Source organism: Pedobacter cryoconitis (assembly GCF_014200595.1).
In the GTDB taxonomy this organism is placed as follows: domain Bacteria; phylum Bacteroidota; class Bacteroidia; order Sphingobacteriales; family Sphingobacteriaceae; genus Pedobacter; species Pedobacter cryoconitis_C.
Genome location: NZ_JACHCG010000001.1, coordinates 958,793 through 983,760 on the forward strand (window position 1 = coordinate 958,793; position 24,968 = coordinate 983,760).

Consider the following 24,968-nt stretch of genomic DNA (forward strand, 5'->3'; position numbering starts at 1 on the left):
AATGAGTTAATTTTGGTGCTAAAGATAAACACTTTAAAATACACTGGTAATTTTATTTTATGACGAAGAGCTTAAAGATTATAGAAGTTAAGTCGGAGTTGGGCGCAGGTACACGCGGTGCCAGCCTGGGCGTTGACGCGATAAAGATTGCCGCCCTGGATTTTGGGAGTAGATTTTTTAAAAAACATAAGTCAGTTGAGGTTCCGAATGAGAACCATTTATTGCTTGAAAACACGGGTAGTCCATTCGCCAAGCGGATTTCTGGCATTTTAACGATGGTAGAAAGAGTTGCGGACGAAGTGACTGAAACGTTAGGCCGAAATGAATTTCCAATTGTGCTGGCGGGTGACCACAGTACGGCTGCGGGAACAATCACAGGAATAAAAAAAGCTTTTCCTAAATCAAAATTAGGGGTAATTTGGATCGATGCACATTCAGATATGCATTCTCCTTACACTACTCCGTCTGGAAATATGCACGGAATGCCGCTTGCAATGGTGCTGGATGAGGACAATCTTGATGCTAAAGTTAATGAACTTGACCAGGAAACTCTTAATTACTGGTATCAGTTAAAAAACGTCGGTAAAATTGCACCGAAGATTAGTTATAGCGATCTTGTGCTGATTTCTGCGCGGGATATGGAGAAACCGGAGGAAAATTTACTGAAGAAAAATAAGGTAAAGCTATACAGCACTGCTGAAGTCCGGAAAAGAGGGGTAGAGAGGATTGTTATTGAGACCATGCAATACCTGGATCAGTGCGATTTGATTTATGTATCCTTTGATGTGGATTCTATGGATCCTACAGCTTCAAGGGGCACAGGAACTCCCGTAGCTCAGGGGCTTACTGAGCGTGAGGCTGGTGGACTGATGTCCAGATTCCTTGCTTATCAAAAAGTATGTTGTTTTGAGATAGTAGAAGTTAACCCGACCCTTGACAGGGAGAATCAAATGGCTGAGCACGCATTTGAAATTTTAATTAAGGCAACGAATGCCTTTAGAAACGAATAGAATTATGAATATCCAACAACATATTATTACTGCGACCATCAATGCGGTCAAAGAACTATACAATCAGGATTTACCCGAAGCGCAAGTTAACCTTCAGGATACGCGCAGCGAATTTGAAGGAGAAATTACCATTGTAGTGTTCCCTGTAGTCCGCTTTTCTAAAAAATCACCTGAAGCAACTGCGAATGACCTTGGGGAATATCTTAAGGAACATATTGAAGAAATAACTGCATTTAATGTAGTTAAAGGGTTCTTAAACCTGAGTATCGTCAGCTCTTACTGGATTGATCTTTTCCAGACTGACTTACTGAAAGAGAGTTTTGGTACTATTCCATCGAATGGTAAAAAAGTAATGGTCGAATATTCTTCGCCAAATACCAATAAACCACTTCACCTTGGACACGTTCGTAACAACTTATTAGGCTATTCTGTTTCTGAGCTGTTAAAAGCGAATGGATCAGAAGTATATAAGGTTAATTTGGTGAATGACAGGGGAATCCATATCTGTAAGTCTATGCTGGCCTGGCAGAAATGGGGCAATGGCGAAACACCTGAAAGCTCTGGTTTAAAGGGTGATCACCTGGTTGGTAAGTATTATGTGATTTTCGATAAAGAATATAAAAAGGAAATCGAAGCACTGAAAGAAGCTGGTCAGACTGAGGATGAAGGTAAAAAGAATGCGCCTTTAATCAAGGAAGCTCAGGCAATGTTATTAGCCTGGGAAGCTGGTGATGAAGAGGTCATCTCTTTGTGGAAGAAAATGAACGGATGGGTTTACGATGGCTTCGCTGTAAGTTATAAAAACCTGGGTGTTGATTTTGATCAGTATTATTATGAAAGTAATACCTATTTATTAGGAAAAGATACGGTTGAAGAAGGTCTGGCTAAAGGAGTTTTCTTTAAAAAACCGGATGGTTCTGTCTGGATCGATCTGACAGCAGATGGGCTGGATCAGAAACTAGTACTTCGTGCAGATGGAACTTCAGTTTATATCACTCAGGATCTTGGTACTGCACAAATGAAATATGATGATTTCAAAATGGATGAGTCTATTTATGTAGTAGGGAATGAACAGGATTATCACTTTAAGGTACTGTTCCTGATTTTAGATAAGTTAGGCAAGAGCTGGGCGAAAGGATTGTATCATTTATCTTATGGAATGGTAGATCTGCCAAGCGGTAAAATGAAATCACGTGAAGGTACAGTAGTTGATGCGGATGATTTGATAGCGGAAATGATCGCTACAGCTAAGCAGAAAACAGAAGCATTGGGCAAAGTAGATCATTTCAGCGAAGAAGAGAAAGAAAGTCTTTACTATAAAATTGGAATGGGTGCTTTGAAGTACTTCCTTTTAAAAGTTGAACCTAAAAAGCGTTTGTTATTTGATCCTGCTGAATCTATCGATTTCCAGGGAAATACAGGGCCGTTTATCCAATATACACATGCAAGGATTAAATCGCTGTTAAGCAAAGCTGAATATAAAAATGGACAGCATGTGTCTAAGGATATCGCTTTATCGGCAACTGAACTGGAAATGATTATATTATTATCAAGATATCCTGCTGAAATTGCTTCTTCCGCTAAAGCGTTTAGTCCGGCTACTTTAGCGAACTATATTTATGAAGTAGCTAAGATGTTTAATAAGTTTTATCATGAGATCCCACCAATTGTGAAGGAAGAAGATGAAGCGCTTAAACAACACAGGTTAAATCTGAGCTGGGTAACTGCAAATGTTCTTAAATCTGGTATGCGTATTTTAGGAATTGAAGTTCCTGAAAGAATGTAATCAGCTATTATTTTGGCTAATCATTTGATCAATTTATGAATTGGAAAAAATTATTGTCTGCCAAACGGTGGGGAAATGAAGATCGTTTTGCTGGAAATGAAAAAGAGGCGAGATCTGAGTTTCAACGTGATTATGACAGGATTATCTTTTCTTCTCCTTTCAGAAGGCTGCAAAATAAAACACAGGTATTTCCTTTACCGGGAAGTGTATTTGTGCATAACAGGCTGACTCATAGTTTGGAAGTTGCGAGTGTAGGCCGGTCATTGGGAACTATCTTTTACAACAGGATTAAAGAAATCGATCCGAATGTAGATGAGACTATTCCACTGCTTGCTGAAATTGGTAATATTATCGCTTCGGCTTGTCTGGCGCATGATCTTGGAAATCCTGCCTTCGGACATTCCGGAGAGTCGGCTATTTCCCATTATTTTACGACTGGAGATGGAAAGATTTATCAGGATAGGGTAACTGAGGCTGAATGGCAGGATCTGATCAACTTTGAAGGGAATGCGAATGCTTTGAGAATATTGACCCATGCTTTTGCAGGAAAAGGAACCGGTGGTTTTGCATTGACTTATGCGACACTGGCTTCTATCGCAAAATATCCTTGCGCTTCTATCGCAGGACATGATAAAACCAATATCTATACGAAGAAATATGGTTTCTTTCAGGCAGAGCAAAACGGGTTTAAAAAGATAGCAGATGAAATGGGGCTGATCAAAGTTTCGGATGAGCCGTTAGTTTATAAGCGTCACCCTTTGGTTTATCTCGTAGAGGCCGCAGATGATATTTGTTATAATATCATTGATCTGGAAGATGCGCATCGTTTGAAGATCCTGACTTATCAGGAGGTAGAGAATTTATTATTACCACTATGTAATGATGTTAAATTACCTGAACGTTTGTCGGAGATGGAGGATGATGATGCAAAGATTACGCTGATGCGCGCAAAATCGATCAGTACGTTAATAGGACAATGTTCCCAGGTATTTTATAATAATCAGGAAGCGATTTTAAGCGGTGATTTTAATAAAAGTTTACTGGATGCTATTCAAGAGCCTTTCTTGTCTATCATGAAGTATATCGAGCGGATCTCTATTAAAAAGATTTACAATTATTCTTCTGTTGTACAGATAGAGGTTGCTGGTTATAAAGTAATGGGGGGCTTGCTGGAAGAATTTATTCCTGCTTATTTGAATAATGAGTCGAAATATCATCGGAAGTTAGTAGAATTGATTCCAAATCAGTTCAAGACTAAGGCTACTGACGACTATACAAAGATATTATGTGTACTGGATTTCGTGTCTGGCATGACGGATATATACGCCGTTGAAATGTTTAGAAAAATAAAGGGAATCTCTTTTCCTTCAATGAGTTAAAAAAGAAAACCCCGGGGCATTCACTCCCGGGGTCTCTTGTTTTTAAAATTTAGCAACAAATTTTAATATCGTTATTTAATCTTTCTGTGTTCCAGAAGTTAGTTTCACATTTCCTTTGCGTCTGAAGATAGGAAAAGTCATTGGACTTTTCGCCGGTCGTTCATCACCAAATAATACACCCCATTGTCTGAAAGACTCAGTTCTATCGAAAATAACTTTAAGTACTGCAATGAGCGGCATGGCCAGGAACATTCCTGAAACTCCGGCAATACTTCCTCCGACAACTACACCTAAAATCGCGACTAAAGCATTGATCTTTACTTTTGAACCGACAATTCTTGGCATCAGGATATTATTATCTAAGAATTGAACGGCTGCAATTACAGCTAAAACTGTAATTACTGGTGTAAGGGATGTAGAAGCGGTTATAGTTAACAGTACACCGATAATGTTTCCGATTAATGCACCTACGTAAGGGATCAGGTTCAGAATGGCAAAGATAATTCCAATTAATAAGGCGTGCTGGATACCGAAAAGCATCAGCAGACCACCTAAAAGGACAGTCATATAAGTGATTTGTATCAGTAAGCCTATCAGGTAGTTTTTGATAATAGATTCAGTTTCATAGATAGCCTCTTTAACTTTCGGATGATCCGGAGTTTTAAACCACATAAACACGAAGCGTAGCAGGATATCTTTATAGAAGAGCATCAGGTAGATATAAATTGGCAGCAGACCAACAAAAACAAATACAGAACTTAATGTTAAAGCCGCGCCACTTGCCATTCCTCCGGCCATATTTAACAAGTCATTACTCTTTTTATTGATGAAATTAAGTTGTTCGGTAGGTGAATAATGACTGATATTGCTTACCCACTCACTTAATGATTTTAGATGCTGAGCTACGTTTTTCTTGATTTCAGGAAAATCTGAGACCAGATTACCTACTTGTGCAGTGAAAAACCAGGCAATGATGCCTATGAAAATTACAACCAGTAAAATAGGAAAGACGATTGCGATGATTTCCGGAACTTTATATTTTCTTAGCCAGCGATAAACAGGCAACAGCATGATACTAATAAAGAATGCCATGATTACCGGCATTATAATATCACTGGCAACAACAAATAAGGCACCGATAAGTACCAGACCAAGTAACTCAATTGATCTCTTAACGGTGAGCGGTAATTCTTTCATATTGTAATGTAAATGTTAATTTTCAAGGGTTAAACATGAAAAGATAGGAAATGTTTGGGTATTTTTGCGCAATCTTAAACTAAGTTCTGTCCGTTATGATTACAAATGAAACAATAGTAGCTTTATCAACCCCACCTGGAGCAGGTGCCATTGGCGTGATCCGTTTATCTGGGAAAGATGCTATTGCAATCGCAAATTCCGTATTTAGCGGAAAGGATCTGTTAAGCCAACCTACACATACACTGCATTTTGGATTGATTAAAGATGGTGACATCGTGATTGATGAAGTCGTAGTGAGTTTGTTCGTCGGTCCTAAGTCTTATACTAAAGAAAATGTGGTAGAGATCTCTTGCCACGGGTCAAATTATATCATTCAGCAGATTATTAATTTATTGATAAAAAAAGGTGCTTCGGCAGCTAAACCAGGAGAATTCACATTAAGAGCGTTTTTGAATGGTGCGATGGATTTATCTCAGGCGGAAGCGGTAGCTGATTTAATTTCTTCAGATTCACAGGCTGCACATAGTGTCGCGATGAATCAGTTAAGGGGTGGTTTTAGTACGGAATTGAATGTGCTGCGTGAACAGCTGATCCATTTTGCTTCGATGATTGAATTGGAGCTTGATTTTTCTGAGGAGGATGTGGAGTTTGCGAACAGGGACCAGTTACAGGAATTAATTAATAAGATTACGATTGTATTGAATAAGCTGATCCGTTCTTTTGAATTGGGGAACGTGATTAAGGAAGGTATCAATACGGTGATTGCAGGCAGGCCGAATGCTGGTAAATCTACCTTGTTGAATGCGTTATTGAATGAGGACAGGGCAATTGTTAGTGAGATCGCAGGAACGACAAGGGACACGATAGAGGAAGTTTTAAATATCAATGGTATCAACTTTAGATTAATTGATACGGCGGGCATACGCGAAGCGACAGACACGATAGAAGCGATAGGGGTAGAGAAGACGATGTTAAAGATTAGCCAGTCTGCTGTTTTAGTTTATTTGTTCGATGTACTGAATTTGACTGCAAATGAGATTAGAGACGATATTGCAAGTTTATATAAACCAGGGTTAGCGTTTATTGCTGTAGCGAATAAGATTGATTTGTCTTTTAGTGACAGGTTGAAGGAGTTGAATTTACCTGCTGAGATTAAGTTTATTGGGATATCCGCGAAGGAAAATCAAAATGTGGAGGAACTGAAGGAGTTACTGTATGAGACTGTGATAGGGGATAAGTTATCGGAGAATCATACGATGGTTACGAATATCAGACATGTTGAAGCGTTGAGGAAGACACAGGAGTCGTTAGATAGCGTTTCGCAAGGTTTGATTAACCCGGTGACTTCGGATTTCCTTGCTATTGATATAAAACAGGCCCTTTATTACCTTGGTGAAATCACAGGAAAAGTGACAAATGACGACTTACTGGATAATATATTTAGTAAATTTTGCATCGGGAAATAAACGATATAAGCGGCCATAAATATCTATTAAAAAAAATCCTTTATTTGTTTGTAAATAAGGGATTTGTTTTTTTTTAAGATTCTTGTAAACTTTACGATAACAAGGATCTGCCAGATTTGCGGTAATGTTTTTTTGTTAAGATATCTGTTACGATGTACTGTAGTCAACATTGCAGGAAACAGAATCAGAAGGCTCAGGAGCGGAAAGCATAACTTGTCAGAAGTGAAGCTGAAGTGAAAGCAGCTCACATTCTTTGATCTGTAAGCCCCTTCATTGTCAGTTTCTTATTAGTGATATTCGCTATTTCATGATAAAATACAAAAATAAACTTATTGTTAACTATCTTTGCATTTTTGAAACTATTCTTAAACGCTCTCCCTAAAAGCTCCGGTTTATAACCTGAACAATATTTCAGTATCTGGTATATCCTGTTTTCCGGAACATTATAAAATTGAAAATTATGAATTCATCATCCGGTAATACTAAAAAAGAACTATCCTATATCCAGAAGGTCTGGCAGACTGTAGCCATTGTTGCGCTGCTGGTTGTCGTAATACTTATTGCCAGAGTTGCTTTCAATGTATTATTAATGATTTTAGCGGGAGCACTGATTGCCGTTTACTTTCACGGTTTTGGTGATTTGATTGAGCGTAAGACTAAGCTAAACAGAAGATTGAGTATGATCATATCTGTTGGCGGGTCTTTTGTGTTCCTGGGCACGCTGCTATGGTTCATGGGGTCAAAAATGCAGGATCAGATTTCAGTACTTTCAGATTCACTGCCTAATACCATTACCGCAGCAAAGGTTAAAATGGATGAAACCCATACCGGCCGTAAAATACTTACTTATCTTTCCGGTGATAACTCTGAAAAACTATTCTCCACTGCCCAGCAGTTTTTTAGCACCAGTTTTGGCGTAATGGGTAATCTGTATGTGATTATATTACTGGCTATCTTTTTTACCGCAAACCCTTCCATTTATAAAAATGGGATTATTATGCTGATACCGCCTAAAAATAAACCACTGGCAAGAGTTGCAATTGACCGGATCAGTACTGCACTTAAAGGTTGGTTAAAAGGTACCATGTTATCTATGGTGCTGATTACATTTATGATTGCAACAGGTTTGACCATAATGGGAATTCCCGGCGCAATGGTATTGGCAATGTTTACCGGGATGTTAAAACTGATTCCGAATTTTGGTTCTATGGCAGCAATGATTCCAGGTGTTTTGCTGGCACTTACTGTAAGTACCAATACGGCAATTATAGTAGCGTTGATTTATGTCATCTCTCAAACTATAGTAAGTAATATCGTTACTCCGTTAATTCAAAAGCGGATGATCAATTTGCCTCCCGCACTTACGATTATCAGTCAGGTTATTATGGGTACCTTATCCGGAGCACTGGGAATTATTCTTGCTGTGCCGCTGCTGGCGATTATAATTATCCTTGTTGATGAATTGTATGTGAAAAAAATGGAAACGGAACATAGGTAATACTGCCCGTTAAAAAAGGACATACTGAGATAATTAACGCAGCCCCATTGCAACGCTTAAACTTTCAATAATTCTTTTTTCCTCACTGTGTCCATCGGTTGATAATCTAAGCAATGGTAGTCCGATAGTTTTCAAAATATGATTCTTTTTGCTGTCCCTTTGCTGTTGCAATTCCTTGTCATGGAATGAGACACCATCCACCTCGATAGCTAATACAGGACTTTTATCAATTTTGTTATACAGTAGAAAATCAATTCTTGAATTGTTCCTTATGAACCCGATTTCATCTTCAGAGAATAGCTGAAAATCCTGAATAAGATCTCTAAGCCTATATTCTCTGACCATATCAATAGATGAGAATTGCGTATTGTTTAACAATACATTCTCGCTCAACAGCTTATCAATAATAAGCTCCGCAGCAGATCCTTTTACATTCTTTTTTGATAAAATAAACTTTATAAAAGCCTTATTGTACTCTTTATACAGCAGGTCAAAAACAGAACAGATGCTGCCCTTGATAATCGTTTCAGCAGGGTCGGTGATATAACAGATATAACGTATCAAATCACCGATATTAGTTCCGTGAGGAAGATCCATCGATGCCGGTTTTACTACAATAAACTCTTTAACGGCTCTTGATACGGCAACATTTATCAGGTTGGGGTTATCAATAAATGTTCCTATTTTGTTTTTAACTGTATTAAATATAATCACATCTTTTTCTCGTCCCTGGAACTTATGTATAGTGTCGGCTTCTGCTCCGGATGGCAGCAGTTTTTGCAGTAAAACTGCATGGTCTCTATATGGCGTAACCACTCCAACTTTTGTATAGTCGGCAGCATAGTTCTTACGGATATAGAAATCTGTTTCATCTATCTGTCTCTGATTATAATTACCCTTTCCACCCGATATATTTGTCTCAATAATTCTAAATGGATGATTATCCGTATAAGTCATAATAACCAGCTGGTTATTATAGTACTTCTTATTGCAGAATCCAATAATTGCAGGATGACATCTGTAATGTTCTTTTAGCAGCACCGATTTAACCTTATCCCGATATAAGCTTTTCAGCGAGTTCAAAATATTCTGCTTAACATAGTCGTATGCAGGAGATATGTTATAATCAACCCGAAAGCGCTCTGCCGCCTCTTTACTCTGTTTATCTACAATGTGGGTAAGCTGCATGCTATCTCCGACAACAACTACATTTCGGCAACATGAAAAACATACGGCAGATTTTATAATATCAACCTGTGAAGATTCATCTATAATCAGATAATCAAAAAGATACCCTTTGGGAATGCTCGTGTGCAGCGAAAGGGTAGAGCTTAGAATCACAGGATAACGCTTTGTGAAATCATCAAACTGATTACGGTAATTTTTAACATTAAATGCAACTTTGTCTAAACGGTTATATTTTTCAAATAAGACACCATTGAAAACCTCTTTAGAGGTTTCAATAAAATTTTTAAGATTAGCTTCTTCATTGTTGGCTGCCAACCAGTTTTCAATATCCAGGATTTCGTTTTTTATTTTTGCTATGTATAATTCATAGAATTTGTGGTTAACATAAACAGGTAACTCCTCACTGCGCTGACTAATACTATTGAGGTCAAATAAGCCATATTGCAGAACAAACCTCAGCTTGTTTATTATGGATAACTTGTTTTCAAGGTTAATAGCTGATAGCAATTTTTTAAAATTCAAAGCCTTTCTGAAATTCCATTTGCGGTGAAATTTCTTGTCGAGCGTAAATTTTATGTGCTGATTAAGTGGTTGTTCTGCTTTTATATGGTTAAATTCTAATTCAGCATCTGATAATTTCGTTTTTAAGGTGGCTAATTTATTCCGGTACTCAAAACACTTCATGAGTATGGAATCCAAATCACGAACCTCATTCATTGCTTTTGTCAATCGCTCTTCCGAAATCTTAAAATCCTGATTTACCGTTTGCTCATCAATATTGTCGAAGAATAAAGCTTTATTGTCTTTATTTCCAAGTGACGCTACAATCATTTCATAACCATATTTCTCTAGCTTTTCGCGCACATTGAATACCGCAGTATTATTATTTGAAACAATTGCAACAGTTTTGTTCTGTACGATAAGATTGGCTATAATATTCAGGATTGTTTGGGTCTTTCCTGTTCCCGGAGGACCTTCTACTATGCTTATGCTATTTCTAAGCGTAGTCTCAACTGCTAGTTTCTGACTTGTGTTACATCCGAAAGGATAGATTAGTGTCTCTTTTGGAATGCTGAGAGCAGGGTTGATTCCATTAATGTAGTTGGATAGTGCCGATCCTGATTCTAACACATCTATACCATCAAGAGCCTTAAGTAATATGTCAGAGCTTATTTGATTCGGACTTTGACTATCTGTTTCTTCTGATGGAATGTCAAATGATACTTCGCCACTTTCTTTCAGTATCTCTTTAAAATAATTGATTACTGATTTCGTCTGACCAATATTCTTTTCTATATCACAGATTTCAATATTGGAATTGTTTTCGATTGGAGAAGAACAACTTTCCCCATTTCGAAAAATCAAATAACGACCATAATTATAAACAGTATTATATTTCTTGTTTAATTCACCATTCTCATATATATGCACACTTTCTCGTCGAGATACAAGGGAATAGTATTGTACCTTTTCAGCTCCATAATTATAGCTTCCACCATTATTAAATGTGATACGATACCCGTTTTCAGTACGAACAACCGTTGAAATATCTCTTTTGTATTCAAATTCCAGAGATGTTTTGTCTTTTAAATATACTATGAATGGATGATCCATTAATCTTATTTGTTATAGAAATATAACCTCAAAAATACTAATTTAATCTTTAGGAAATGATAAGGGCTTAAAAATGATTTTAAACTAAACTAAGCGATTGATTTGCTGAAGATACAGGCCTGGTAATTTATTCATCCTTCACTATTGCAAACCAGCTTGACACATATGCTGTAAAAGTACCGAATAGTCCAACTCCGGCAGTCATCAATACCGCTGCAATTATCCGTCCTTCGGTAGTTACAGGGAATTTATCACCATAACCTACAGTTGTGATAGTTATGTTTCATTATACCCGATTTCAATTCTATATTGAAAGTAATGATTTATGGGCAGGGAATCAGCATTGTAGCAGATTATCTTGTAAGGATCTTATTAAAAAATAAGCTTAAAGAGCTTTGGAAAGCTGCCAGGCTTCACCTTATAACATTTATCTGGCTTACAATAAAAACAGTTTCACAACCCGGCAAATTGAGATGTTTAGGAGCTCCTAAAATCATAAAAGTTTAGCTGGACTATAAACTCTTTTTATGTATGATAAACAGTTAGAAAGTCAAGTGTAATCAGCAAAACACAATCTCCTGATATACACTGCAAAATCTCAAAATCTTTTTAAGCTTTAATAAATCACAATACTGTGATTTATTGTTGTTATTTTTGGACAAAATTTAATTCTAACATTATGAAAAAATTATTATTATCGTTAATTACTTTAAGTTTAATTAGTTGCTCAAAAAAAGATGATTTTAAGGACTTTGGCATCCAAAACAAAGAAATCCAAACTAAAACGAACGGCTTCGTAAACACTCCTACTGATTCACAATCTAAAGTGTGGACAATTATTGATAATCGCTGGGCTATTTATGGCTTTTACAGTAGCCACATGCATAAGCATATGTATTCTGATATACCTCTGCCCTCTGAGATTCCTCATACTCAACCTGGTCAGTATTATTACTTTCTGGAAAGGACTTTAGGAGCAGCTGATGGTGTTGGAAATGGCAATATGATTACATCTTGGTTTAATACTAATAATGAGGATCAAATATTAACTACTAATCCAGGTGAATTAAATGGACAAAATGGTTGGAAAAAAGATAGGGATCTTGGTAAAAGTTATACTGGCAATGAGGAAGGAAGTTTCCCTATCTATAGATATTACAGAAGTGCAACAAGTTCACACTTTTACACGAGAGATAAAAATGAATTAGGTGATGGAAAAGATGGCTTTGTTTATGAAGGAGTCGCTTTTTACCTTAAGGAACCTGTACCTACAGAATACAGGATAAGTGATGGAAGTTTTTATCAGGATAAAAGTACTGGTTCTATATATGTAGTAATGGAAAGCCAGTTAAGAAAGGTTGAATCTGTTGAAGTTCTTAAAAGAATATTTGATTTTAGAGCAACAGGATTTCTCGATTATTTAGCTACTACAATCATGGATGTCAATAATATTGAGACAATTAAAGGAACAAGAGGCTCATCTATATCTGTAAATAGTGTTCTTTATCAGGATATTAATACTGGAATAAGGTATTTGAGTAATCCTAATGATAATCGGGGTAATTTAAAAATTATACCTAATGATAAGGTATTTAAAAGGTACCATTTTAATGATAGTTCTATTCAAAAAACGCAAGGTGTGAATAATCTTAGACTGGAAGAGCTTAAAATAACGTATTAGAAATCTGAAAGGTATAAAGCTTTAATAGTAAAGGGGGATTAATATCCCCCTTTACTATTAAAGCTTTATAGGTATCTGAATATCTGGTAATTTACCTGATCAGGTAATATACTGGTGAAGTATCATGTGAAATACTAACCAAAATTTGAAATATAAACGTTTGCGGGCTTTATAAGCATTATAAAATAGTTTTTGAAGAAAGTCTTCAAAATAAGGAATAAATAATAGATGAAAAAACCGGAAATTGCGCTATAAATACCTTAAAACATGACTAGAAAGATAACAAGTGGTCCAATCAGGAATAAGGAAAGAACCAAGGATAAACTGATGACTGCTGTTGGAGCCATTTTGAAAAAAGAAGGCTTTACGGGCTTAAATGTAAGTAAGGTAGCAACAAAAGCCAATCTGGACAGGAAACTTATTTATGATTATTATGGCAGTATGGAAGGACTGGTAAAGGAATATTTGAACAGCCATGACTTTTTTACAGTAAACATTGATCAGACAAAGGAGATCGTGGAAAAAAGCAGAAGTGATCATGGTAAAGAAATGATCAGTAATGTATTGGAGAATCAGCTTGATTCACTTGTTACTAATGGAGAGCTGCGCAAGATTATAAGTTGGGGGATAAGTGAAAGTTCAAAATCCTTAGAAGAATTAAACCAAAAGCGTGAGTTTTTGGGTGAACAGTTTTTCTCTGAAATTACAGACGAATATTTTAAAAGTAAAGATAAAAATATCAGGCCTGTTGTCGCGCTATTGATTGGGGGTATTTATTATTTAACTTTAATTGCCCACACCAATAATGGCCTTGTATGTGGGATAGATATTCGGAAAAAGGAAGCACAGGAAGAAATAAAGAAGACTCTTAAACAGATTATTGAATCGACCTATTCTTAAATTATTGAATAACCTCTGGTTTCATCTGCGCACTCCTCAAATTGAGCTGTGATGATAAAAAATATTTATGTAAGTTTGTTAAGAGGCGATTATCATATTGTTACCTAACAGCTAACAACCGTCTCCTAATTCTCAACTCTTGTTTTATTTCTTTTAAATTGCTCGGTGGCATTGAATATCGGTTATAATGAAAATGTATTCTGAATTTACGGATGCGGAATTGGTTCGTCTTATAAAAGACAGGAACCATGAAGCGTTTGCAGAGATCTATAACAGATATGCAGTGCTGATGTTTTACAAAGTAAATCAAATGCTAAGGGACGAAGAGCCATCTAAGGATCTTGTGCAAGATTTATTTGTCAGCCTCTGGGATAAGCCAGAACTGATTCAGGAAAACAATAATATTGCCGGGTACCTTTACATCGGGGTTAGAAACCGCGTATTGAAATTCATACAACGCAACAAACTTAAAAATGATCACATTTCTTCCTTAGCACAATATGCTTCAGAAGTTAGTATGGAAACCATACAGGACATCGATGAACGTGAGTTGAAAATCATTGTACAGCGGGAGATTGATAATCTGCCTGCTAAAATGAAGATCATATTTGAAATGAGCCGCAGGGATAACCTTTCTCATGCTGAAATTGCCGGAAAACTAGGCCTTTCAGATCAAACTGTTAAAAAGCAGGTCAATAATGCCCTGAAAATTCTTCGTTCAAAACTAGCCGTTTATGCCCCCCTCGGACTAATTATTATTGAACTTTCCAAAAGATGTTAATTTTTTAACACTGTAAATCAGTTGATTACAATTATTATCTGATTTTTATCAATTCCATCTACGCCCTAACCACTTTTCATCGCTATTACTTATAAATCAGGATAAAACTCAGATGAATAAGGAACAGGCGACAGAATTGATCAGAAAGTATACTGAAGGCAGCGCTTCAAAAGAAGAAATGCGCCTGGTCGAAAACTGGTTTGTTCAGCAATCTGAAATCCAGCAACAAGATCCCGAAGACATCGACTATCTGAATGTAAAACATCAGATGTGGCTAAATATTGATCAGCAAACTGAACGCACGTTAACTGAACACTCTTTAGACAGCCGCCCTAAAAGAAATTCATTTATCAGCTATAGTATAGCTGCTGCTGCTGTATTGGCGATTGCTGTAACAGCAATATTGTTCTATGGAAATTATAAAAATGCTGCCAGGCCTCAGTTCGTTAAAAATGATATCAATCCTGGTCAGAATAAAGCCGTGCTTACCTTATCTGACGGACGAAAAATAAGCTTGACAGATGCTGTTAACGGGCAGCTGGCACAACAGGAAGGTGTGACGATCAGTAAAACTGCAAAGGGCCAGTTAATCTATCAGACTGCGGCGAATGCTTCCGGCAATAGAACCTCTGAATACAATACGATTGAAGCACCCCGGGGCGGCCAGTGGCAAGTGATTTTGCCGGATGGTTCGAAAGTATTTTTAAATGCCTCCTCGAGTTTAAAGTACCCTGTAAGTTTTGCAGCTAAGGAAAGAAAGGTAGAATTAAAAGGAGAAGCTTATTTTGAAGTCTTCCATAATAAAAAATCTCCATTCAGGGTAATTGCAAAAGGGCAAACGGTAGAAGTATTGGGAACCCATTTTAACATCATGTCTTACGCTGATGAAAAAACTGTGAAAACCACCTTACTATCCGGAAGTGTGAAAGTTTCTAATGAAACCAGTTCCTCAAAACCTGGTACGGAGTCCTTAATTCTGAAACCTGGTGAACAAGCCCAGGTGTCTCCACAAAAAATGAAAGTGATTACTGATGTAGACCTCGAAGATGTACTGGCCTGGAAAAATGGTTACTTCAAATTCAATGAAAACCTGCAATCTATTATGGCTAAAGTTTCCAGGTGGTATGATGTAGAGGTAATTTATGAAACCCCGCCAGATCCTGATTTTAAATTCAGAGGTGAGATTTCCAGAGATAAAAATATCTCTGAATTACTGAATATGCTTGATTATACAGGGAATGTACACTTCAAAATTGAAGGAAGGAGGATTATCGTAAAGAAATAGCTACTATTTACTGCGTAATCCTGAAAAGAGGCCAGAAGTGCTCGAAACACTCCTGACCGAATCTGGAATACGTTAATAAAAATTTGAGATCCTATCAACCAAACCAGACAAACAAACTTAGCAAATATTGTGAGTTAATGCAATGTTAAGGTTTCATCGGCCGCTAAGACTTTGTCCTAAACCAGATGAAATGTATAAAACCTATACGAACCAACCCGTACTTAAAAAGTATGCGAATAAGATTTTATTAATGATACGATTCACCACCGTTATTTTAATAGCCACAATGATGCAGGTAAGTGCAAGTAGTTTCGCTCAGCGCATTTCCCTGAATACTAAAAATGCCCGGTTGGAGAAAGTATTAAAGGATATCCGGTCTCAAAGTGGTTACGACTTCCTTTTTAGTGAGGCGCTGATGAAGTCCAGTAAGCCGATCTCTGTATCTGTAAAAAACGCAGCTATAGAAGAGGTTCTGGAGAAGTGCTTTGACGACCAGCCGATCAGTTACAAGATTGAAAATAAAACAGTTTTATTGAAGGCAAAAGCTCCGGCAATCCTGGACCGTGTGGCGGCAATTTTTGCTGGTGATATAGAAGTGCGTGGAAATATCATCAATAAGAAGACCAATGAACCTTTGAGTGGTGTTACACTTAAGGTAAAGAATAAGAAAATAAGAGCTGGTTCTAACGGTAAGGGCGAATTTTTCCTGCCTAAAATGGAAGACAATAGTGTAATCACCTTCAGTTTCGTCGGCTTTGATTCTTTACAGGTTAGTCTGAGTGAATTTGAAAAAATGGCTGCCAATACCAGCTCATTTTCCAAAAACCTGAGCGTGGTCAAAACAGCTTCAGGCTTTTACCTGACCATAATGATGGAGCCATCAGTCTCATTTCTGGATGAAGTTATTGTACAGGCCTATGGAACTACAGACCGCCGCTTAAGTACAGGTAACATCTCGAAAATCAGCTCAAAAGAGCTGGAACAACAACCGGTGATGAACCCTTTACTGGCATTACAGGGTAGGATTCCGGGGGTAATCGTGACCCCAACCAACGGTTATGCGAGCAGCCCGGTAAAAGTGGAAATCAGAGGAAGGAAATCAATTAATTCTGCCTTTGTTTCTGATCCTTTATATGTAATAGACGGGGTGCCTCAAAATAATTTAGAGGTAGGGGGAATGTCCAGTTACGAGACCGGCTCTACAGGTATTACACAGAACCTGTTTTCTCCAACCGGAGGTCAAAGTCCAATGTTTAACATCAATAGCAAAGATATTGAAAGTATCGAAGTCTTGAAAGACGGTGATGCAACCGCTATTTATGGTTCAAGGGCTGCCAATGGCGTAATTCTGATTACGACGAAAAAGGGTAAACCTGGAGCGACTAAATTTTCTGTAGGAGTAGAGCAGGCCTATAGTGAAGTGACCAAACATTGGGACGTGCTCAGTACTCAGGAATATCTTCAGATCAGAAGAGAAGCATTTAAAAATGACAATATCACTCCCGACGCCGTCAACGCACCTGATCTGGTATCTTGGGATCAAAACAAACAAACTGACTGGCAAAAAATACTTTGGGGAAATATTGGTAAACAGTCTAATGTGACGATGAGTTTAACAGGGGGAGATGTACAAACCCAATTTCGTATTGGTGCTAATTATGGAAAGCAGACCGAGATCCTGACCAGTACAGGGAGTAATCAAAGGGCAGGATTAGCGTTTAACCTGGGGCATCAAACCACAGACAGGAAGTTTAAGGTAGATTTTGGGGGCATGTATACCTATACAACGGTCAATACCACTGCTTTTCCCAGTGTGACTACTTTACCACCCAATGCGCCGGATATTTATGGAGCTGATGGCCTCTTTAATTTTGAGCAATGGAGAACGCCTCCAGAATCAAGGGTGACGTTTCCTTTTGGCGTGTTGGATAATCCATATTATTCTGATACCCACATGATCACCAGTAACCTGCGACTGAGCTATGCGGTTCTCGATAACCTGAATTTTTCTACCAATTTTGGATACAATTATAGCAGTAATACCAATAAGGGTTTCGGCTATATCCGCTCGCAGGATCCAATTACTAAACCAACAGGATCATCCTTTTTTGGTGACAATACCAATATGAATATACTGGTAGAACCTCAGCTGGACTATAAGTTGAAAATAAGCAAGGGAGAACTTTCATTATTGTTAGGCGGATCTTTGCAGAAAAATATAACGAGGGCCAATTCTATAACGGGTATTGGTTATGAAACTGATGATTTTCTAGAATCTATTAATCTGGCACCTGCGATTTTTAATCCTGTTGGAAATGTTGGTTATTATAAATATGCCGCCATATTTGGCAGGATCAATTACAAATGGGAAGAGAAATATATTCTTAACATGAATTTCCGCAGAGACGGGTCCTCCCGCTTTGGCCCAGGTAACCAATTTGGTAATTTCGGCTCTGTTGGAGCAGCATGGATTTTAACTGAAGAATCGGCCATAAGAAAAACACTTCCAGGCTTTATGAGTTTCCTGAAGCTAAGGGGAAGTTATGCCTTAACTGGCAGTGATGCCATTGGAGACTACAAGTATCTGGCTCAATGGGCTAAAAATAAATCTTATGCTGATCCATTAGCTGATTATGATGGTTCTGGTTCGCTGGTCAATGTTCTTGCCTTAAATCCAAATTATCAATGGCAAGTGAATAAAAAAATGGAAGGCGCCATACAAATTGGTTTTTTAGAAAATCGTATTAACGTCCAGTTCGACCTGTACCGCGAACGCTGCGACAACCAGTTAATCCAATTCCCTATCCCGAATTATACTGGTTTTCCAAGTGTAATTGCCAACTGGCCTGCGGTAGTAGACAACAGAGGCTGGGATTTGACAGTAGATGCGAATTTGATCAGAAATGAGAAGTTTAATTGGTCGGTTGCGCTATTTGCTTCCAGAAACAAGAACATATTAGTTTCTTATCCGGATATCTCACATTCGCCTTTTGTGAATACAATGAAAGTGGGCGAATCTATCAATACCAAATACCTTTTTCACTATTTAGGTGTAGATCCGCTGACTGGAGTTTATAAGATGGAAGATTACGATCAGAATGGGAATGTTGCATCAAATACGGGAGTAGCTGGTCAGGGTGATCAATATATTGCCTTAGATCTTTCTCCAAAACTTACTGCTGGGCTGACTAGTAGTTTTAGCTATAAAAACCTCAGCCTGAGTACTACCTTCAGTTACAACAATTTTATAGGGGCTGATCCCAATTATAGCCCAGACATTTATGCTGGAAACTTAGGTAACCTGCCAACACAAATCCTGGGGAATTATTGGAAGGCGCCAGGTGATCATGCCTTATATCCAAAAGCAACCACGATGTTCGATGAAGGAACAAGTCTGTTTGCAAATTCAGATGGCAGATATAGAACGGTTTCTTATGTCCGCCTGTCTAATCTTGCCCTTTCTTATACACTAAATCCAAATTGGGCAAAGAAATTAGGTGCAGAATCCTTGAGGATTTATATGAATGCCCAGAACGTATTTGTGATCAGCAATGTCAAAGGTTTTGATCCTGATGTACAGCAATTTGGGGCGCTTCCACCCGCCAAAATCTATTTGTGTGGCCTTTCGTTAACTTTTTAATTCCTATAGAGATGACAATTAAAAGAAATTTAAATAGCTATACCCTGATTTTTGCCCTAATGCTGATGTGTGTTTCTTGTAAGGATATGATCGCCATTCCCGATCCCATCAATACGATTACTACCGATAAGGTTTTCGACAATGACAATCAGGCTAATTCTGCGATGACTGGCACCTATTCTCAATTAATTAATGCTGAAGGAGGGATTAGTTTTGGAAGTGGCTCAATAACTTTATTAGGCAGTATGGGGGCTGATGAATTGAGGATATCTGCCATTGTCCCCAGTCCATATTATATCAATAAAATACCAACAGATGATGGCGATACGCGCCAATTATGGATTGGTGCTTATAGGAATATTTATAATGCCAATGCTGTTATTGAGGGAATTAGTGCTTCCACTTCTCCAAAGCTCCACACTGAGTTCAGAATAAAGCTGACCGCTGAGGCTAAGTTTTTAAGGGCCTATAGCTATTTCTACCTGGTCAATCTTTTTGGAGATGTCCCAATGGCGCTTTCAGCTGATTTTAATCAGACGTCTAAAATGAGCCGTACGCCTAAAGCTGAAGTATATGCACAGATCATTAAAGATTTGCAGGATGCAAAAGCAAATCTGGCTGGTGATTTTTCGGGATCAAAACTCGGGGAGCGCATTCGTGCCAATAAATGGGCAGCAACAGCAATGCTGGCAAGGGTTTATCTTTTTACAGGAGATTATGCGAATGCCGCGGCAGCCGCAACGGAAGTCATTAATCAAACCGCTTTATTTGAATTGAAATCTGATTTAACTGAGGTTTTTTTAATGAATAATAAAGAGGCCATCTGGCAATTACAGCAGAGCAATCTGATTGCTCCTCATGGAAATGCCACCCCCGAAGGTTATGCCTTCAAAGCTCATCCTTCGATTATACCAGGTGAATATATCGGTTACCGTCTTACGGATGAGCTGGTCGGGGAATTTGAAGACCAGGACAAGAGAAAGACTTCATGGCTGGTGCCAGTTACCAATGCAGGTACTACCACTTATTACGTGGATAAGTACAAAATAGGTTTCGGGAACTCTGCTGTTAATGGTCCGATTACAGAGTATTATACCATGCTAAGGTTGGCAGAACAGTACTTGATCAGAGCAGAAGCCTTAACGCTTGGTAATTCCCAACTGGATCTGGCCATTGCTGACCTGAACGTCATTCGTGCCCGTGCCGGGGTTACTGCGCTCCCTTTGGGACTTTCTAAGCCGGAGATAGTACGCGCTATTGAAAAAGAAAGAAGAACAGAGTTTTTCGCAGAATGGGGGCACCGCTGGTTAGACCTGAAAAGAACCGGAAGAGCACACGATGTACTCTCCACTATCCCTGTTAAACAACCTTGGGCAGGGGATTATCAGTTACTATATCCAATACCTGTTATTGAGATCCAGACAAATAATAATTTGACTCAAAACCCTGGTTACTAATCCTCTGAATTGAACAATATGAAAATGTATAAACCTAGCTATATCTTATTAATCAGCTTGTTGTCCTTTGCTTTTGTGTCCTGCAAAAAAACAGAACAAACACCTGTGATTACACATCTTACGCTATTCAATGCGATGCCTGGAGAGGAAAAGTTGTTGCCGAGCTTTAGAGGAACAGCACCTTTAAATAACTATTATCTTTCCAGCCTGTTTTATTACGGTATTTTTGATATAGGTGGCAGATATGCGATTACCAAAGAAGATCAGCCTTTAGCGATTTACAGCTATCCGGATACACTGCTACCCAATAAGCCATTATTGGATCTCAACCTTAAATTAACCAAAGGGAGTATCAATAGCCTGTACTTTTTAGGAAGCGTTGCACATCCTGATTATTTGCTGGATACCTATCTGCCGCCTGCTCATCAGGCAGCAGACAGTACATTCGGCATCAGATTTATAAACCTTTCTCCCGGAAGCAAACCCGTAAACGTTTACCTGGTGTCAGCCGGAGAACGTAAAGAAGCAGAAGGTCTGGCATATAAAGGGGTTACTGGCTTTAAGAACTATAGCGCAACTTTAAAAACCAGCGACTATACTTTTGAAATCCGGGATCAGGAATCGCAGCAACTTCTGACAAGCTATACCACCATAGGCATAGGAAAACCTACTGAGAATGCATGGCGGTTCAGAAATTTCACCATTGCCTTGATCGGGTTACCTGGTGAAAGCACTGAAAAGCTGAAACAAAAATCCTTTTTGTTCAATAACTATTAACACAAAGCAGGCTTTTTCAGGCCTGCTCTTCAATACATTTTCTTAATCCAATATTTAACTATGGAACCAATCGTTCGTATTAGCGGTTTGTCGCATCGTTATAGTACCAGCTGGGCTATACGTGACATCAATATAGAGATCCCAAGAAGTGGGATTGTAGGCTTATTAGGCTCTAACGGAGCAGGTAAATCTACAACCATGAATATTCTTTGCGGTGTGCTGTCACAAACCGCAGGAGAAGTAATCATTAATGGGATTGACCTGAGCAAAGAGCCTGAACGGGCTAAACAGGAGATCGGATTTTTACCTCAGACTCCACCATTATACATGGACTTAACAGTAGATGAGTACCTCAGACATTGTGGGATTCTGCGTTCTGTAGAAGGTAAACAGCTGAAAGCCGCGATGGAAGAAGTGAAGGAACGCTGCGGCTTAACACACATCAGCAAAAGGCTGATTAAGAACTTATCTGGGGGGTATAAACAAAGAGTGGGCATTGCACAGGCCATTATTCACCATCCAAAACTGGTGGTCTTTGATGAGCCGACTAATGGATTGGATCCCAATCAGATTATCGAGGTCCGCGGACTGATCAAGGACATTGCCACAGAACGGGCCGTGATCCTTTCTACTCATGTACTTACCGAAGTGCAATACCTGTGTAAACAGATCGTAATGATCGAAAGCGGAAGGATTGTGTTTTCGGATACGATGGAAGCCTTCGACAATTATGTGGCGCCGCACAGCATGATGGTGCTGATGGAAAATGCGCCTGCTGCTGATGCCTTGCTGGCTATTGAAGGTATCACCAGAGTTGAATATCTGACTGAAAAACAGCTCAGGCTCTATTTTAATGGTGATCGCAGCATCTCTGAAACGCTGGTGCTGGAGAGTGCAAAGCAAGGATGGCGGTTGCGTGAGCTCCATATGGAGAAAAGTTCATTAGATGAAACCTTTGCCCAATTGTCCAGATTCTCTAATTAAGTACGACCACACAGATGAAAAAAATAGTACAAATAGCCAGACTGGAACTTAGCCTGCTATTTTATTCCCCTATAGCCTGGTTGCTGATCATGATCTTGTTCTTGCAAATGAGTTTTGATCTGATTCCGGCTATAGACGAAATACAACATATACAAGAATTTATTCCCGCTTTTTCTTTTTTAACGGATAAGTTTTTTACGACCAGCATTAAGTTAGGGAATCTTCCCTATGGAATCTTTTTTGGCATTCTTTCCAGTCTCTATCTTTATACTCCGCTGGTGACGATGGGAATAATCAGCCGGGAAACTAGTAGCGGAACGATAAAATTGCTATACTCTTCACCTGTAAAACTAAGCCAGATCGTGTATGGGAAATTTCTTGCCATGCTGGTTTATAATTTGGTGATCATCGCTTTAATGGGACTTTTCCTGATTATCGGGATCTTATTTATTGATAATTTTGACTACCCACACCCATTGGTTGCCTTGCTGGTTACTTTTTTACTGTTAAGTGCCTATGCCGCAATCGGGATCTTTATGTCCAGTCTTACCAGTTATCAGGTGGTGGCAGCGATCTGTACTTTTGCCGTACTGGCTTTGATGAATTACATAGGTAATTTCGGGCAAAGTCTTGCTTTTGTGCGGGACCTTACTTACAGCCTCTCCATGCCAAGCAGGGCTGAACGTATGGTTGCCGGCCTGTTGAATAGTCGTGATGTAATCTATTACCTTGTTGTTTCAGGGATTTTTGTTGGTTTTACAATTGTTAAACTGCAACTCGGCCGGGTAAGCAAACCCTTCCTTTATCATGCAGCCAGGTATATGCTGGTGCTGATGGTTGGATTGTCAATTGCTTATTTAAGCTCCCGCCAGCCCGTAATTGTCTATTATGATGCGACCTATACCAAAGTCAATACGATTGTTAAAGCGACTCAGCAGATCTTAAAAGACATGGGGGAGGAGCCTCTGGAGGTCACTGCTTATGTGAATGCCTTACATGGGTCTTATAGCTTTGGTGCACCTGTAAATCGTATTCCAGCTACTGCCCGCTGGGAACCTTACCTGCGCTTTAAATCCAATATCAATCTCAAATGGGTCTATTATTATGATTACCGGGATCCTCAGTTTTATGTTATTAATCAAGGGAAAAGCTTAAAAACGTTCTTTTTAGAACGTGCGAAGGCTTTTGAGATCGATACTGCTGGATTTTTAAATCCTGAAAGGATTCGTAAAGAGGCAGACCTGCGAGGTGAAAATGACAGGCTGGTATTTCAGTTGAAATATAAAGGGAAAACTACATTTCTAAGAACTTTTGACGATGCCAGTTTCTGGCCTGATGAGCCTGAAGTTGCCGCAGCGATGAAACGTTTGATTGTGACTCCACCTCAAATAGTTTTTGTAACAGACGGGTATCAGCGGAGCATGGATAAGATCGGAGACAGGGATTATAAAATGCTGGCTAATAATAAATCAGGCAGGGCTTCGATGATCAATGTTGGCTTTGATATAGACAGTGTTTCTTTAGAGAATGGCCATATTCCAGCAGGTATTGCTGCATTGGTAATTGGAGATCCCAGGGTTCAGTTTAGTGCGGTTGCAAAAGCTAAACTTCAGAAATATTTGGCAGATGGTGGCAATTTACTGATCGCAGGAGAGCCAGGTAAGCAAGCTGTAATTAACCCTTTACTCGAATCTTTGGGGGTGAAAATGCGCAGTGGCACACTTGTTCAAAGCAGCACAGATTTTTCTTATGGGCTGGTCACACCAAAATTGGCTGCCGGGGCCGTAGCAATGGCGCCTGACATGGAAAAGGCTTATAAAGAGAAAGCGAAAGTTTCTATGCCTGGTGCCGCAGCTTTAAGCGAAGAGCATCAAGGATCTTTTACTATTCAGCCGTTATTGATGACGAATGAAAAAACGGCCTGGATAAAAATGGGACAATTTGTATTGGATTCCGCTGCATTAGTGTTTGATGCTAAAATTGGTGATCAAAAGGGGGCTTTTCCTGCCGCATTGATGCTGACCAGGCAGTTGAAGAACAAGGAACAGCGGATTGTAGTAGCCGGTGATGCCGATTTCTTCAGTAATAAGGAACTGTCAAGGAATAATATAGAGATCATGAACGGGTCTGTTGGTATCAGTATTTTTAGCTGGTTTGCCAATCGGGAATTCCCGGTAAGTATGTCTCGTCCAGAATCCAGAGATAATAAATTACTGCTGACCAAAGGTGGTGTAAGCACTTTAGAGATATTGTATTATGGGCTGATTCCAAGCACAATTTTCCTGTTCGGAATGGTGCTGTTGATTCGCAGAAAACGTAAATAAT

The 24,968-nt window shown here is 38.7% G+C and carries 17 protein-coding genes; 14 read left to right on the plus strand and 3 right to left on the minus strand.

The window, feature by feature from the left end:
• Window positions 1-59: 59 nt before the first annotated feature.
• The 3 genes from rocF to HDE70_RS04335 are packed head-to-tail and all read left to right on the plus strand — an operon-like array spanning window position 60 to window position 4,175.
• Window positions 60-1,010, plus strand: coding sequence for an arginase (rocF, locus tag HDE70_RS04325; protein ID WP_111635899.1), 951 nt, complete (start codon window positions 60-62; stop codon window positions 1,008-1,010).
• A gap of 4 nt (window positions 1,011-1,014) precedes the next feature.
• The gene (argS, locus tag HDE70_RS04330) at window positions 1,015-2,796 is read left to right on the plus strand and encodes an arginine--tRNA ligase (protein WP_183888212.1); all 1,782 of its coding nucleotides are present in this window, start codon (window positions 1,015-1,017) and stop codon (window positions 2,794-2,796) included.
• A 35-nt stretch (window positions 2,797-2,831) separates the two neighbouring features.
• Entirely contained in the window at window positions 2,832-4,175 is a 1,344-nt protein-coding gene (locus HDE70_RS04335) for a deoxyguanosinetriphosphate triphosphohydrolase (protein ID WP_183888214.1), read from the plus strand.
• 75 nt (window positions 4,176-4,250) lie between these two features.
• On the opposite strand, the gene HDE70_RS04340 is transcribed toward HDE70_RS04335, so the two are convergent.
• Window positions 4,251-5,372 (minus strand): AI-2E family transporter, encoded by a 1,122-nt coding sequence (locus tag HDE70_RS04340; RefSeq protein ID WP_183888216.1) that lies wholly within the window; start codon window positions 5,370-5,372, stop codon window positions 4,251-4,253.
• 95 nt (window positions 5,373-5,467) lie between these two features.
• Here HDE70_RS04340 and mnmE point away from each other — a divergent pair, with 95 nt between their 5' ends.
• Both mnmE and HDE70_RS04350 read left to right on the plus strand, forming a co-directional pair.
• Complete coding sequence (gene mnmE, locus HDE70_RS04345) at window positions 5,468-6,838, plus strand: tRNA uridine-5-carboxymethylaminomethyl(34) synthesis GTPase MnmE (RefSeq protein WP_183865464.1); 1,371 nt, start codon at window positions 5,468-5,470, stop codon at window positions 6,836-6,838.
• 460 nt (window positions 6,839-7,298) lie between these two features.
• Window positions 7,299-8,336: an AI-2E family transporter gene (locus HDE70_RS04350; protein WP_183865465.1), complete on the plus strand. Its 1,038-nt coding sequence runs from the start codon at window positions 7,299-7,301 to the stop codon at window positions 8,334-8,336.
• Between the two features lie 33 nt (window positions 8,337-8,369).
• On the opposite strand, the gene HDE70_RS04355 is transcribed toward HDE70_RS04350, so the two are convergent.
• Together HDE70_RS04355 and HDE70_RS27470 are read right to left on the minus strand one after the other, a co-directional pair.
• Window positions 8,370-11,138, minus strand: coding sequence for an AAA domain-containing protein (locus HDE70_RS04355; RefSeq protein WP_183888218.1), 2,769 nt, complete (start codon window positions 11,136-11,138; stop codon window positions 8,370-8,372).
• A gap of 127 nt (window positions 11,139-11,265) precedes the next feature.
• Window positions 11,266-11,418: an ion channel gene (locus HDE70_RS27470; RefSeq protein WP_411268045.1), complete on the minus strand. Its 153-nt coding sequence runs from the start codon at window positions 11,416-11,418 to the stop codon at window positions 11,266-11,268.
• 399 nt (window positions 11,419-11,817) lie between these two features.
• Between HDE70_RS27470 and HDE70_RS04365 the strand changes: the two genes are divergently transcribed.
• From HDE70_RS04365 to HDE70_RS04405, 9 genes are all read left to right on the plus strand, one after another.
• The gene (locus tag HDE70_RS04365) at window positions 11,818-12,819 is read left to right on the plus strand and encodes a hypothetical protein (protein WP_183888220.1); all 1,002 of its coding nucleotides are present in this window, start codon (window positions 11,818-11,820) and stop codon (window positions 12,817-12,819) included.
• Between the two features lie 267 nt (window positions 12,820-13,086).
• Window positions 13,087-13,719: a TetR/AcrR family transcriptional regulator gene (locus HDE70_RS04370; protein ID WP_183888222.1), complete on the plus strand. Its 633-nt coding sequence runs from the start codon at window positions 13,087-13,089 to the stop codon at window positions 13,717-13,719.
• A gap of 187 nt (window positions 13,720-13,906) precedes the next feature.
• On the plus strand, window positions 13,907-14,500 hold the full coding sequence (locus tag HDE70_RS04375; protein WP_183888224.1) for an RNA polymerase sigma-70 factor: 594 nt from the start codon (window positions 13,907-13,909) through the stop codon (window positions 14,498-14,500).
• Between the two features lie 112 nt (window positions 14,501-14,612).
• Window positions 14,613-15,785 (plus strand): FecR family protein, encoded by a 1,173-nt coding sequence (locus HDE70_RS04380; protein ID WP_183888227.1) that lies wholly within the window; start codon window positions 14,613-14,615, stop codon window positions 15,783-15,785.
• A gap of 190 nt (window positions 15,786-15,975) precedes the next feature.
• Window positions 15,976-19,425, plus strand: a complete 3,450-nt coding sequence (locus HDE70_RS04385) for a SusC/RagA family TonB-linked outer membrane protein (RefSeq protein ID WP_183888228.1) — start codon at window positions 15,976-15,978, stop codon at window positions 19,423-19,425.
• 11 nt (window positions 19,426-19,436) lie between these two features.
• A complete protein-coding gene (locus HDE70_RS04390; protein ID WP_183888229.1) occupies window positions 19,437-20,882 on the plus strand; it encodes a RagB/SusD family nutrient uptake outer membrane protein in 1,446 nt (481 codons plus the stop codon).
• 18 nt (window positions 20,883-20,900) lie between these two features.
• Window positions 20,901-21,659, plus strand: a complete 759-nt coding sequence (locus HDE70_RS04395) for a DUF4397 domain-containing protein (protein ID WP_221302004.1) — start codon at window positions 20,901-20,903, stop codon at window positions 21,657-21,659.
• A 60-nt stretch (window positions 21,660-21,719) separates the two neighbouring features.
• Window positions 21,720-22,643: an ABC transporter ATP-binding protein gene (locus HDE70_RS04400; RefSeq protein WP_183888233.1), complete on the plus strand. Its 924-nt coding sequence runs from the start codon at window positions 21,720-21,722 to the stop codon at window positions 22,641-22,643.
• A gap of 14 nt (window positions 22,644-22,657) precedes the next feature.
• Entirely contained in the window at window positions 22,658-24,967 is a 2,310-nt protein-coding gene (locus HDE70_RS04405) for a Gldg family protein (protein WP_183888235.1), read from the plus strand.
• Window position 24,968: the final 1 nt, after the last annotated feature.